We start from the raw sequence: 14266 nt of genomic DNA, 5'->3' as shown, positions 1-14266 counted from the left end.
GATCGGTTGTGTGGACTACGGTCGGAGTATCCACGCCGGGCGGGATGATTCAACCCATGAAGAGAGGCAAATTCGACTATTCCTCCCGGCGCTTCAGACCGACGACAAGCACGGCCCCGGCCAAAAGTCCGACGATTCCGGCAAAACCCCATCCTTCCGCCCGCTGCCGACGCAGCTCCAGTTCCAGGGTCATCGCCTCGTCGTCCACCAGCTGCAGGCTCCGCTCGAAGCGGAACATGCGCCCCTGGCCGATCAGCTCGACCTCCAGCGACTGCGGCGCCGGCATCACCTCGAGCTGCTGGCCGACGATGGCACTCGCGATCTCCTTGAGGGCCGTGGTTTCCTCGACCGTATTGCCGACCATCAGGCGGTCGAACTGCTGCGGGTCGAAGTTGAACTGGCCCTGGAGGATCGGATTCTCTTCGGCGGCCTGCTCGAGCTGGCGGTTCGGCGCGATGTCGGCAGCGCCTCCGTTGTCGAGGTAGTTCCGCTGGCGCCGGGTGTTCAAGCCGAGCACGGCCTGCTGCATCTTGAGATTGCGGTACTGCACCCGCGCGTCCTCCTTGGAGGCCTCGTCGAGGAAGTCGTTGCGGGCCGCCTTGCCGAGCAACTGCACCGCCTTCTCCTGGTTGCCGGAGGCAAGCTGGGCAAAGCCCTCGCGGGACTCCTGCTGCGCCTGCTCGCGACCCTCCCGGCTGCGCAGGCTTGAGGCCTTCAGGTAGCTTTCGAGACCCAGGTCTCCCAGCTGCTCGGACTGCACCAGTTCAAACGATCCATCGCTGCCACCGATCTCCCAGCCTTCCGGCACGAACACCTCCCACACCAGGTTCTCCAGAGGAATGTCGAACTTGGGTGCCAACAGGGTCCCGGGACGCTCGTCCTCGGTCGCGTAGGTGAAGGCTAGCTCGGCGGGACCTTCACCCAGTGGCGAGGGGGTGATGTAGAACAGCCACACGTCGCCATCCCTGACCAACGGCACACCCTCGCCGTTCACGAGCAGGTTGAAGGGGGAAACATCCTGCGGGAGCTTCAGACGGAGGGTCGATTTCTCGCTCACATCGATCTTCAGCGTCACCCCGGTCATCGCCGATCCCGTCGGCGACACGAGCGTCACGAACTTCCCGCTGCGCACCCGCAGCGGCTGGGAGCCGGCGAGATCGTGGCGGTCGACACGGAGCCGGAGGGCACCCTCCGGTTCGGCAACGCGGAAGACGAAGTCCGGGATCTCGCTTCCCGAGCCCTCCCGGAGTTCCGGCGGGACCCCGGTCCAGTCGATCTTCTGCCAGCCGGTCACCGCGCCCTCGAGCGCCGCATCGAGGCGACCCCCGGCCTTGATTCCCGCGAAATACGAAACCTGCCGTACTTCGAGAAGCTCGATCGCCTCGACCACCGCCGCCTCATCGCCCGACTGGCGCTGGAACTCGACATCGACCGTCGTCTCACCCGCGACGCCGCGCTGGAAACGGATCTCCCACAAATCCTCCTCGCCCTCGATGGGCACGAAGTCGCCGACGGCCGGACCGCTGGCGCGCACCGTCGCGGCCGCCCTCTCGTCCAGTCCGGGGAGCCTGACCCGCAGCGCCTTGCGCGCGGCGTTCTCGATCCGGTAAACCAGCCTGGCCCGGGTCAGGGCCTGACCCTCGCGCAGGGTCACCTCGTGCATGACTTTCGCCGTGACCCACGGATCGAGTTCGCGCACCGCCAGCGCCAGCGCCCAGTCGGCCTGCAACAGGCGGAACGCGAGCGCGCCGGGTCTTGGCACGCCCATCTCGCCCGGATCGAGCTGCGAAACCTGCTCGCGGGAAACCGAGCGCACCTGCAGGCCGCGATCCGGCACCACCGTCAGCGTGCCGCGCTGGCGGGCGGCCTCGCGCACCGTGAGCCGAGGCACCGACCACGACTCCCGGGTGCCCGGCGAGGCTCCCGCCAGGCTGATCGCGAAGGTCTGCTCGCCGAGGGTCCTGCCATTGAGGTTCAAGGTCAGCACCCGTCCCCCTTCCACATCATTGACCGTCCAGTGGCTGAGGGCCGCTCCGGTCGCGGATTCCACCTCCAGGCCTTCCGGGAAATCGGCCGTGAGGCGGAAGATCCCTGCCCGGGTGATCCGCGCGGTCAGATCAACCGCCAGCACCATCCGGTCGTCGCCGATCGAAAGCGTCTGCTTGGTCTCGACCCGCAGTTCAGGGGCCACCGGCGCCACCTTGAGCGACACGCTCGCCTCGTCCGCCCCGTAGCGGAAGGCACGCTGCAGGAGCGCCAGCGGACGTCCCTCGCCATCCTTGGGCAGAAGCACTCCCGGAAAGTCGTCGAGGTTCACCGCACCCAGTCCGGCCGGCTGCACGGCCTCGGGCTGGGCGTCGTCGCCAAAGGCGAGTCCGATCATGCCGACCGAACCGGCACCCCCCTCGACCCGCAGGGGGGCCAGCGACAGGTCCACCGGCAGCACTCCCGTCGCCCGCTGGGTGGCCACCCGGAAGGCGAAGGGCGCCTGCTGGGCCGGCTCGATCGAAACCCGCAGGCGCCGCGTGTCCGGATTGAATCTCCAGCGGCCGACCGGGCCATCGACCACATCGCCGACGGTGAAGCCTTCCGGGACCATGAGCGACAGCTCGCGCACCAATCCCTGGGCGGGCCTGACCTCGACACCATGGATGCCGTTGACCACCCCCGGTCCGGGCAGGAACAGGTCCGAAACCTCGGTGAAGAACCGCGTCTCCTCCTGGCTCGCATCGCGCTGTTCGGGACGCACCCGGAAGGTGTGGCCCGTGCCCGGGGTCAGCCGGATTTCCGTCCAGTGGCCCTCCTCGCCCTCCACCTCACGCCCCGGCTGCAGCCGGGCCGCACCGGTGGCCTGAAATTCCCAGCCTTCGCGGTCGTGGCGCGCGAAGACGGTCTGAACCGCCGCCGGGCCGGTCGGCATTTTCCAGCCCTCGGCCGCGTCCGCGATCCGCATCTCGTAGCTTCCCCGACCGGTGCCCACGCCGGCGCCGTCGGACACGAGAAAGTACTGCCGGCCTTCCTTGACCACCGACAGCCCGGCACCGTCGAAGCCGGTCAAGGTCGCCGGTGCGGCGAGCAACAGGAAACGCTCGCCCGGCTCGGTTGCGCGCACCCGCACCTCGAAGCCGGCATCGAGCACGCCATCGGACAGGCTCCACTTCTGCTCGATCCGCTCGAGCGCCTCGGCCGCGTCGGCCGGTGCCGGCATCATCGCAAACAGCGCGATCATCGATGCCGCGGCGGCGGCAGCTTTCGGCGGGGCCGCCCCCGGCCCTCCGGATCGCCGCAGGAACGGGACGACGGCCAGCACCAGCAGCGCCAGGCCGAACAGGGCAAAGAAGGCGATGGCGCCCCCGTGCTGCGCCAGCACGCCCCAGGCGATGGCGGCGAAACCGATAACGACCAGCGTGGTGACATGCGATTCCCGGCCGACCGCCCGCAGCAGCGCCCAGATCAGCAGGGCGACTCCGACGACGGCCACAAACGCCCCCCATCCGCTGAAGATCGCTTCCCAGCCGGCGACATTCGACAACTCGACGAAGAGTTCCTCTCCGGCGAGAACCGCGGGCGCGGAATACTCGAGAACGCCCAGCATCACCCGTCGCTCGCCGTTGGCGATGCCCGCCATCCCGAAACTCGCGACGGCGGCCCCGACGAGGATCGCCACGCCGAGCCAGCGCAACTTGGGAATCCGGCGGATGACCAGCCCCAAGGCGGCCAGCACCAGCACGCCGGCCGCACCCATCCGGCCGCGGGTCGAAATCCATTCCGCGCCGGTCTCGGTCAGGACCGGACGCACCAGCTGCGCACCGCTTTTCGCGTCCTCGTCGGGAACGAGCTGGCGTCCCTCGTCCCCGCGGATCGTCCACTTGGCCACCGCGGTCGCCGTTCCCACTTTCGGCGCGACCAGGCGGATCCCGCCCTCGCCCGGATTCCGGCCGTAGCGCAGTTCCACCTCCACGGCCGATTCCGGGTCCAGCCGGCGCGGCAGCGGCACGAGGATCCGGTCTCCCGCCTTGCGCGCATTGACCCGCTCGCCGGCCACCCTCGTTTCCCACAACTTGGCGTCCGGCGGCAACTCGATCTCGAGCGTGGCCGCGCCCTTCGACCGGGCGAAAAGCTTCGCGGTCGTCACCACCTGGTTGTCCCGCGACACGTGGCTCTCCAGCGAGGCGAAGTCGATCACCTCGCCGACCGCCTCGCCGTTCTCATACCACTTCACATTCATCTCGAGGTCCAGATCGCCGGCCGTGTACTGCCAGGCCTCAAGCGTCGGTGCGCCGGTCAGCAGCCGGTATTCGGTCGGCAGCTCGCTGGCATCGATCCTCAGGACCGACCCCTTGCTACTGGAAATCTCGTAGTCCACCTGCAGCGGACTGGTCACCTGCACGTAGCCCCTTTCCCCCTGCACCCCGAGCGGGCGCAGTTCGCCCGGACGCAGCACGCCGCCCCGGGCGCTCATCGGCTGCTCGAAGGTCACCAGCAGGGTCGAGCCGCCCAGCGCGGGACGCGCCAGGGGCACGATCAGCTCCCCGCCTTCCTGCCGCCAGTCGCGGCCCACGCCCTGGCCGGTCACCACGATGTTGCCGATGCCCTCGGGCACCTTGATCCGCCACTCGGAGGCCGGCGCCCCGACCACGAAGTAGTTCAGCACGACGCTGCCGTAGGCGACGCCCTCCCGCAGGGTGTAGAGATGGAAGACATCGGCCTGCACGCTCTGGCCGAGCGCCTCCACGCCCATGGTCGCCGCCCACTCGCCTTCGCGGATGCGGAAGGCCTGCTGCAGCCGGGCCATCTTTTTCGGGAAGTAGTCCACCGGCGTCTCGACCAGGCCGGACATCTCACCCGCCACGACCCGGTAACCCGGGGCCGCGGCCACCCCGAGGTAGCCCCGGGTCGACTTCGCCTCATCGTGGCGCAGGCGCTGGAGGACCCAGTCGCCCGTGGCTGCACCTTCGTTGCGTTCAAGCCGCAGGCTGACCAGTTGCCGGCCGGAGACCGCATCGCTGAAGAGGATCTTGAGTTCGCGGATGCCGTCCTTCGCCTCGCTCGCCAGGCTGTAGTCGGCGACACTCGCACCGGAAACTTCCGCCACGGCGAATCCCTCGGGGATTCCCACGGTCCACTCGCGGATCGGGGCTTCGCGGATGTCGAGTTCGAGGTCGGAAAGGATGCGCCGGTCGGTCTCGCCCATTTCATGAATGGTCACCTCCGCCACACCGACCTCCGGCAGCACCTGGTCCGCCGCCACCACGTAGCGGTAGTCGCCGGCGGGAAAGCGATAGACGAAGATCTGGCGCAGCCCCTCGGGGGCCGCACCGCCGGGAAACTGCGCCGGCGCAAGCTGCATCATCCCCTTGGTCTCGACCACCTCGAGCCGCACCGCCCCCTCGTTGGCGATGCGCACGTGACCACTGTGACGCAGCGAATCGACCGGGCGGAGGCGCATCGGCGAGGCCTTCACCGGGAAGGCCCCGAGCGCCGACTGCGTCCGCAGGACCAATCCCTCCTCGCCCTCGATCGGTCGGCTCAGCCGCACGTCGAGAAAACGCCCGCCGCCCTCCTCGCTCACGCTCCACCCGAGAACCGGGTCGCCATTCACCGCGAGCACCTCGCCGTCCCCCTCGATCGCGAACCGCAGCGATTCGAGCTTGCCCTGAAGCACCCGGAAATCGATCCGCGAGTGCTGGCGCAGCAAGCCGGCACCGACCCGCACCTCGGCCGTCTCGTTGGAGGAAAAGAACAGCGCGCCTTCATCCTCGCGCGCCCCGGCCTTCCACCGCATCGCACCCTCACCCGCGGCATTCAGAAACCCGAGCCACGCGCCATCGCTCCACTCCGGACGCACCGGCTGGGCGGCATCGAAGATCACCTTTTCACCGACGCCCTCCAGGCGCACCGGCACCACCACGCCGGCCGGCAGACGGAATCCGGTCGAGCGCCAGTCATTCGACTCGTTCACGGCGACATCGAAGCGCAAGCGCAACGGCACCGGCGCTTCGGTCACGCCGTTTCCAACCAGCTCGTAAACCCAGCGGTCGCCCCGCTGTGCGAGCTTCACATGCCAGCCCGCTCCGGAGATCCCGGAGGTCAGCGCGCCGCCGTCCAGCAATCCGATCGACGCCCCCTCCTCACGGACCCGCACCGATGCCGTGAGGGTGAAAGCAATGCTACCGCCATCCTTCGACAGCTTGCCCACGAGTTGCGGGTCCAGCAGTTCGAGCGGATCGCCGACGCTGCCCGACGGCACGACCTGAAGTCGCAAGGCGGGCGTTTCCAAACCGCGACCGAGGTAGCGCGACTTCACCCCCTCGGGCGTGTCGTCATCGAGGGCCAGCGAGCGCACCTCCACCACCTTGACCCGGAATCCCGCCTGCTCCTGCAGCTTGACCGATGAAGAGAACCCGACCGCCTCCCCCGGCCCCGGAATCATCGCACCAAATGGTGCCCGGCCTTCAAACTCATGGCTTCCCCGAACCTCGAAAACGAACTCTTTCGGTCCATCGACCAGCGGCGGCGCCACGAAGGGACGGTGCTCGCCGGGCACTCCCCAGGGATTGAGATCGAAGCGCGGCTGCCATGGCTGCGGTTGCGGAGCGGGCAGCGCCGGAAAGATGTCGAGAAAGCGCCGACCGTCGGACTCCGAACGCACCGACCAGGACTTCAAGGGCCCACCCTCCACGGCCTCGACCTCGCCCTCACCCGTCAACTCCAGGGTCAGCTTCTCCGGACGTCCCTGGTGGACCTTCACCTTGACCTGCATCTGCGACAGGACCTGATGGTCCCCGGCGGAAACCGTCGTCTCGGTCTCCACCGAGTAGAAGAGCGGGGCCTCCTGACGGACCTTGTCGACCGGCACCACCGCCATTCCCTCGCCGATGGTCTGGGCGGGTGCCGGGGCAAGCTGGGTCGCCACCAGCAGAATGAGATTCATCACGATCTTTTTCATGGTTCCATGGGTCTTCCTAACATGTGGTCGGCCGCAAAGCGGCATCTTCTTGGTAAAACTCGCGTAAATCATCTCAGCGTCTCGATCATCCGACGGAGCTCGGCCACCCGCTCGCTGCCGTCATACCTGGTGGCCACCCGGCCGATGACCGGCGCGAGTTCGCCGAAATCCACCGCTCTCGCCATTGGCGCATCGCGCAGCTTCTCCGCCGCCAGGGCGGCCAGAGTGGCGAGCTGCAGGCTTTCCGGAGCCTGATCGAAGGCCGGCGCATCGGACTCGTAGGGGATCGTCCAACTCCGCTCGACCATTCCGCCGCCCGCCGCATCGCGGAAGCGCACCCGCACCTCGCCGATCTCGCCGCGGCCCTGCGGCAGGACTTCCATCTGATAGAGCGCCACCCCGGCCTCCTCGGCGGCCATCTCGGCGGCATCCACCGTGTCGTCGCGGAAGTCCTCCTTCTTCAGGCGATGCTCCTCGAAGCCGATCAACTTGTAGTTCCCCACCCGATCCGGGTTGAAGACCACCTGGACCTTCACGTTCTCGGCTGCCGGACGGAAGGCCCCCGCCAGCTTGTTCGCGAAACCCTCGTCGGCCTCCGACGGGTGATCGACCACGTAGTAGCGGCCGTTGCCATTGCGGGTCAGCCGCTCCAGCAGCCGGTCATTCAGTCCATCCGCACCGAAGCCGGCGGCGTCGAAGGCGATGCCGTTCTGCCGCATGGTCTCGACCCGCGTGTTCAACGACTCGGGATCGGCGTCGCCGAGATTCGCCGCACCGTCGGTGAAGAGCACCATCCGGTTCTGCGCCCCGGGCACGAACTGACGCGTCGCCAGTTCCTCACCGAGAACCAGGGCCTGCTCGAGGTTGGTGCCACCTTCGGCCGGAACCTGACGCACGATCTCGTTCAACTGCGCGGCCTGCGCCCCGTCCAAGCGGTCCGCCAGCAGCCGCGGCGTCCGCGAAAATCCGGCGACCGTCACCTTGTCGCCGGGCTTCAGCAGCGAGGACAGTTGATCCACCGCCCGGGCCACGCCCTCGGCGCGGTCTTCGCGTTCCATCGAGCCCGAGTTGTCGAGCAGCAGCGTGAGGTTCAGCGGCACCGACTGCGCCCGCCCCGAGGCACCGGCCCGCACCGCGATGCGCAGCAGGTTGCGCTGCGGAAAGGCCGGATGCGCCGCCTGCTCCATCGCGCAGGCCACCGGCTCACCATCCGAGGGTGCCGGGTCCCCGTAGTCGAAGGCATTGTAGAATTCCTCCGGACGGACCCCTTCAGGATCGGGCCGCTCGCCCCGCTCCAGCGCCGCCTCCGCGAGCTTGAAGGAGGCATCGCTCACATGCAGCGAAAAGGTCGAAAACGGATCCTCGGAAGCCGCCACCTCGGCCATCAGGTCGAGGGTTTTCGAAAGGTCGGGTTTCGGAAGAGCTTCAGGAGCCTCCTCGATTGCTTCGTTGCCGCGGGAATAAACGACGCCCTCGTTGCGAATAAGTTGCGTCAGGACCTTCCGCTTCTCCTCGACCAAATCTTCCTGGCTGCGAACCGCTTCGCGCAGTTCCTGCATCGCCCGCTCCTGCCTTTGACTTTCCAGTTCGGCCCGCCGCTGACGATACGCATCACCCACCGCATCCACCACCTTCCTTGCCAGTCGCTCATCGTGATCGCGATATTCGATCTCGATCAAATCCGTGCCCTTTACGTTCTCCACGTCCAGATTCTTCTCCAACTCACGGATCAGGTCCGCCTCGCTTTTTCCGGTCAGTTCGCGCAGGCCGCCGAGTTCGATGGCCTTCCGCAGCGTCTTCTGCGACTTCATCACCTCGAACTCCGTAGGGAAAAAGGTGGGAGATCCGGCTGCCGCGTCTTTCGTGACATAGCCGGGCAGGACTTCAACCCCGGGCGCCTTGGGGCGCACCTGCACCACGCTCCTGCCGCGGTGGCGCCGATCAAGCGACAGGAAGCCGGGGCCTTCGACCTTGGCCTCCTCGTGGACGACCACCGGATTCTCCGAAACCCGACGCTGCATCTCTTCGGCGATGAGCTTCACTTTCAGTTTTTCCAGAAGACTTTGGGCGGACTCGAAATCCGACTTTGCATCCTCAAACGAGTAACGAGCGATCCCATGGGTCACGGCCTCGTCCATTTCCTTGTCCTTCTTGATCCTCAACCGTTCGGACTGCTCTTTCACCAGCTCAAGTTGGCTTCGCAGCTTCTCACGGAGGGCGACGACACCCTCTTGTGTCTGTGCTTCCAGACGCTCGACCTCGACCTTCCGCTCCTGCATCTCGGGATGACCTGCCGCCAAGCCCTCCAACCTGGCTGCTTCAAGCTTTCTCTTGGCTTCCAGGAGCTTCGGATGGGTCTCCTTGATGACGTTCTCGGGCAAATTGAGACCCGCCGCATAGGTCGTGAGCTCATCCCCATCGTAGCGCAACAGCGTATCGATCTGGCTCTCGAGCTTGATCTTCTCGGACTCCAGCTCCGCATACTTCTCAGCCGCAGCCAGAGCCTGACGTTCCTCCGTGTATCCTCCGGCACCTCGGGAAACTCCGGAACTTCGCTCCGAATCCGCCGGCGCCGCCTCCTCCCACGCCGCATCGACCTGCGCCAGAAGCTCGGCACGGGTGCTGTCGTAGGCCGCCTTGTAGTAGTCGCTCTTCGCCGCGTCGACCTTCTCCATGCCCCGGCGTGCGGCCTTGTTGTAGGGATCGACCCTGAGCACATCCTCGTAGGCCTGCTTCGCCTCGTCGAATTTCCCGAGTTCGTAATTCCCCCCGCCTTCGTAGAGCTTCCGCCGGACCTCATCGACCCTCTCCGCTTGCCCGCCGGCCAGCGCCGGATTCGCCCGGACCGGCTGATCGGCAGCGCCCGCTTCCCCGCGATCTCCACCATCGGAATCGAAATCCTTGAAGCGGAACTCATACATGTTGTCGTCACCCGCGTGGATCTCTCCCTCGAACCCGCCTGCTGCCGCCCCGCTTTTCGCCGCCAACCCTTTCGCCGCCTCATCCACCCATCCCGCCTCGCGCTTCTTCAGACCGAGGAGCGAGTCCTCCGCCGGGGCGAAAGGATCGACCGGCAGCGCATCCCCCTTCACATCCCCGAGAATCGGCGAGCCGTGGTTCACGAAACCCTCCATGTCCGTCACAGGGCCGGAACCCTCGCCGGAAACCGGCGCCCCGGCTTCCCGCTGGTCGAACAGCCGGCCCAACATCGGAACATCTCCCGCTTGCGGCGATCCACCGCCGCCACCGCCGCCCCAGCCGGCGCCGAAATCCTCGTCTGCTTCAGAAAAAAACGTCACCGCATCCTTCGCCTCGTCCGGCACCGGAATCGCACCCGGTGAAACGGTATTCGCCGCGATGGCTTTCGACACGCTCGATGAAGGCGCGGCCGGCTTGGCGGGCTCGAGTGTCGGTTCGGGACGGTTCAGGATGGCATCGATCGAATCCCGGGTGACCGCCTGATCGCCGGACCGCAGACCTCCGGTCAGGAGATTCGACGGTTCATTCACCGGAGGCGGAGTGGAAGCAGCCTGCGGCAACCGGATCGGCTTCGGGGTTCCCTCGATCAACTCCTTTGGCAGCACCTCCCGGCCGCGTGACTCGGCTTCGGCTTCCGCCACCTCCATCAGGTCGATCATTTCGCCGCTCGGGGCGGAATAGGACACGACCGCCGATTCCATCCGCGCCATCGACTTCTGCTGCCGCAGCACCATCGGGGCGCTCAGGCCGCCGAGCACCACCAGCAGCACCAGCACCGCGGCGATGGCGAGGAGCCTGCGGCGGACCGCGCGACCCCGGTCGCGCTTCTTCCGCCGACCCTCGGGCGCGTCCAGCCTCACGCACTCCTCTTCCTCATCACCCAGCACCTCCAGCACCTTCGCCCGCTTCTCATCCGGCAACTGCCACGGCTCGTCGGGCTTCTCGCGGATCAAGCCATCCAGCATCCTCATCCGCCTCGCAAAGAGGGCCACCTCGGGATCCTTGGCGCAAAGCTGCTCGAGTTCCGACGCCTCGAAGGCCGAGGCCTCGCCCAGCACCCACGCGACGATCCGAGCCTCCAGCGCCTCGTCGCCCACCGCCCGCAGTGGCTTGTTGGAATCTTCGCTCGTCATTCTCTCAATCGAAATTCGTCCTTCATCCCTCGGGGCCTTCCACTCCCATGCGCCGCAGCGACGCCCCCAACCCCTTGAGCAGGTGATGGAGCTTGTAGCCGACGTTGCCGACCGAGAGGCCGGTCTGCTTGCTGATCTGCTCGTATTTCAGGTCCTCGCCGTATTTCAGAAGCAGCAGCGTGCGGTCGTCGGTCGACAACTCGGCGATCAGCATCCGCACCGCTCCCGCCGCCTCCATCCGCGCCAGCTGGTCGGTCGGTCCGGCCTCGATCGCCCACTCGGGCGATTCTTCGCTGGAAACCTCGCGCTTGTGGTCACGCAGGTGGTTGAGCGCGAGATTGCGCACCGTCCGGAAAAGCCAAGCCCGCGGATTCGCCACCTCTTCCCAGTGGGAGTGCAGCCGCAAAAATGCCTCCTGCACGATGTCCTCGGCCACCTCGCGGCGCCCGAGGATGCCGTGGGCAAAACGCAGCAGCGGACTCTCTTCGGCCTCGAAGACTTCGCGGAGGCTGGTTTTCTCCGTCTTCATGGGGCCGAAGGAAAGCACCGCGCTGGGTTCAGCGGCTGCCGGTGCAGGATTCATTACGGAATGAAATCATCTCTCTTCTAAGGAAACGACACATCAGCATGAAAATTCTTGGCGTAATTCTTTGAAATTGTGACCGGCGAGGACTGAAACACCGCCCACGGCTCCCGCGGTTTGACGCTTGCGCCGGCCCTTCCGGGCCTCAAGGATTCGCCCGCGCTCCATGTATTTGCTGAAGAAGGTCTTCCAACTCCGGGACAAGTCGAATCCCGACATGGAAAAGCCATTCCTCGAACACCTCGAGGATCTGCGGGCCATGATCACCCGCGTCGTCCTGACGCTGCTCATCGCCACCATCGGCTGCTTCGTGCTCCAGGAGCGGGTCATGGACATCCTGCGCAAGCCGGTCGAGGACGTCTGGGCGACCCACGTCCAGACAACCCTGCCGGAAACCATCCAGGTCGAAGACTGGGAGACGGCGAAGGATGCGCTCAATGGCGCGCTCGGGCTCCCCGAAGGTGAGCGCGAGGCCTACCTCGCCAACTTCGACGAGCCGGTCCGCAAGCTCGTCCCCGCCATGGCCCACCTGAGGGCGGCCAGCAAGCTGCCCGAGGAAAGACGCGGCGGCTACCTCGATCACCTCGCTGCCAGGGACCCGGATCTCCGCAAGACCATCGACGAGCTCATCGAACTCGGCACCGATCCGGTCGGTGAACAACGCCTTTCCATGATGTCGGCCCTCAAGCCGACCGAGACCTTCATGCTGTCGATGAAACTCGCGTTCTTCGCCGGCATCGTCGTTTCCTTCCCCTTTCTTCTGTTTTTCATCCTGCAGTTCGTGCTCCCGGGCCTGCACACCCACGAACGCAAGATCCTGTGGCCCTCCATGCTCATCGGCTTCGGGCTGTTCCTGTTGGGAGTGCTGTTCGCGTACTACGTCGTCCTTCCCCGGGCACTGGCCTTCTTCTTTGAATGGGACCAGGGGCTGAACGTGGCCTCCGACTGGCGGATCGGCTGGTACATCGGGTTCGCGACCCAGTTCACCCTGCTCTTCGGCCTCTCCTTCGAACTCCCGGTGGTGATCATGGCCCTGGTGAAGATCGGACTGCTTAGCTACGAGATGATGAGCCGCACCCGGTCCTACGCGGTGCTGACCGTGGTCGTGCTCGCCGCCGTGATCACGCCCACCGGCGACCTCATCACGCTCTCGCTGATGGCGGTGCCGATGTACATCCTTTACGAAATCTGCATCCTCCTCGCCTGGCTCGACCGCCGCAAGGAGAAGCGCGCCGAAGCGGAGGAGGAAAAGGAACGCCTTGAGCGGCTTCTCAAGGAACCGGACATGGAGGAAACCGAGGCGGGCGAGGAAGAGGACACCGGTGACGATCTCTCCGACGAATCACTCTACGGCGACCACGACCACGACCGTGCCGAGGACGACCTCCTCGACCGCGATCCCTACGACCCGTATGATCCGGACGAAATCGACGATCACGATCCCTACGATGACGATCCGCCGGACCGGGATTCCCGCTAGCATCCTCCACTCCCACTCGGCACCCTGATGAACTCGATGACCGGATTCGGCCGCGGCTCGGCCAGCAACGACCAACTCGGCGCCACGATCGAGATTTCCGGCGTGAACCGGAAGCAGGCGGAGGTCGTCGTCCAAGGCGTCCGCGACGAACTGGAGAACCGGGTCCGCAAGACGGTCCTTTCCAAAGTCTCACGCGGGCGGCTTCAGGTCGTCGTGACGCTCGAACGCCCCGAGGGCGCCGCAGGAGCCATCGACATCAACTCCGCGCTCGCCGAACAGGTGGAGCAGGCCTTCACGGAACTCTCCGCCAGGCTGGGCCGCCCGCTGGAGGTCACTCCGGCGGACCTGATCAAGATCCCCGGCCTGGTCCGCTTCGAGGAAAGCGCCCCCGAGGCCGCCGTGGCCTGGGAACTGATCGGTCCCGCGCTCGACGAGGCCATCGCCCAGCTTCTCGAGATGCGCCGAGCCGAGGGGGCCGACCTCGCCGCCGACCTCCTCGACCGGCTGTCACGACTCGAAAGCCTGCGCGACGAGATCGCGGTTCTCGCCCCCCGGCGCCCCGAACGCTATCGCGAGGTTCTGCTCAAGCGACTCGCCGACAGCGGCCTCGAGATCAACCTCGACGACGACCGCGTCCTGCGCGAGATCGCGCTCTTCGCCGACCGCTGCGACATCAGCGAGGAAACCACCCGGCTCGACGCCCACTTCAAGCGTTTCCGGGAGTATGCCGCCTCCGAGGAGCCTGCCGGCCGCCCCCTCGATTTCCTCTGCCAGGAGATCCACCGCGAGTTCAACACCATCGGCTCGAAGGCCTCCGACTCCGCGATCGCGCAGCATGTCGTCGCCGCCAAGACGGAGCTCGAGAAGATCCGCGAGCAGGTGCAGAACGTGGAGTAGCCCAAAGTTCCCCGCCGTCGCCCTCCGGGCTATGGCGGGCAGGCAAGTTCGAAGAGCCAAGTTCCAATGCTTTGTTGCGATCCGTCACCCACCGCCCAATCACAGCCCCAACGGGGCGACAGATACCAGCCCGGGGTGAAGCTCCGGGCCTCCAGACCACCGGCGCCAGCCGCACTTTTCAGATCAGGTCGCAGACCTGATTCCTTCCCCACGGTGCCCCGGGGATGAAACTTGGAAGTTCCCAC

General features: G+C 66.4%; 5 protein-coding genes. 2 read left to right on the top strand and 3 right to left on the bottom strand.

Annotated features, from left to right (window positions below; translation table 11 throughout):
• Positions 1–76: 76 nt before the first annotated feature.
• From ACG2LG_RS00735 to ACG2LG_RS00725, 3 genes are all read right to left on the bottom strand, one after another.
• Complete coding sequence (locus ACG2LG_RS00735) at positions 77–6949, bottom strand: hypothetical protein (protein WP_396255462.1); 6873 nt, start codon at positions 6947–6949, stop codon at positions 77–79.
• A 68-nt stretch (positions 6950–7017) separates the two neighbouring features.
• Positions 7018–11061, bottom strand: coding sequence for a von Willebrand factor type A domain-containing protein (locus tag ACG2LG_RS00730; RefSeq protein ID WP_396255460.1), 4044 nt, complete (start codon positions 11059–11061; stop codon positions 7018–7020).
• Positions 11062–11083: 22 nt separating this feature from the next.
• Complete coding sequence (locus ACG2LG_RS00725) at positions 11084–11590, bottom strand: RNA polymerase sigma factor (protein ID WP_396255459.1); 507 nt, start codon at positions 11588–11590, stop codon at positions 11084–11086.
• A gap of 220 nt (positions 11591–11810) precedes the next feature.
• Between ACG2LG_RS00725 and tatC the strand changes: the two genes are divergently transcribed.
• Positions 11811–13124, top strand: coding sequence for a twin-arginine translocase subunit TatC (gene tatC / locus ACG2LG_RS00720; RefSeq protein ID WP_396255457.1), 1314 nt, complete (start codon positions 11811–11813; stop codon positions 13122–13124).
• 27 nt (positions 13125–13151) lie between these two features.
• Entirely contained in the window at positions 13152–14021 is an 870-nt protein-coding gene (locus ACG2LG_RS00715) for a YicC/YloC family endoribonuclease (protein ID WP_396255455.1), read from the top strand.
• The last annotated feature ends 245 nt before the right edge of the window (positions 14022–14266 follow it).

Source organism: Haloferula sp. A504, from assembly GCF_044385805.1.
Taxonomy (GTDB): Bacteria; Verrucomicrobiota; Verrucomicrobiia; order Verrucomicrobiales; family Akkermansiaceae; genus Haloferula.
This window is presented reverse-complemented; position numbering and strand designations above follow the sequence as displayed.

Bases quoted from the DNA above. Each gene is read 5' to 3' on its own strand.
- ACG2LG_RS00725 (WP_396255459.1), bottom strand. From the start codon at position 11,590: ATGAAGACGGAGAAAACCAGCCTCCGCGAAGTCTTCGAGGCCGAAGAG.
- ACG2LG_RS00730 (WP_396255460.1), bottom strand. From the start codon at position 11,061: ATGACGAGCGAAGATTCCAACAAGCCACTGCGGGCGGTGGGCGACGAG.
- ACG2LG_RS00735 (WP_396255462.1), bottom strand. From the start codon at position 6,949: ATGAAAAAGATCGTGATGAATCTCATTCTGCTGGTGGCGACCCAGCTT.
- ACG2LG_RS00715 (WP_396255455.1), top strand. From the start codon at position 13,152: ATGAACTCGATGACCGGATTCGGCCGCGGCTCGGCCAGCAACGACCAA.
- tatC (WP_396255457.1), top strand. From the start codon at position 11,811: ATGTATTTGCTGAAGAAGGTCTTCCAACTCCGGGACAAGTCGAATCCC.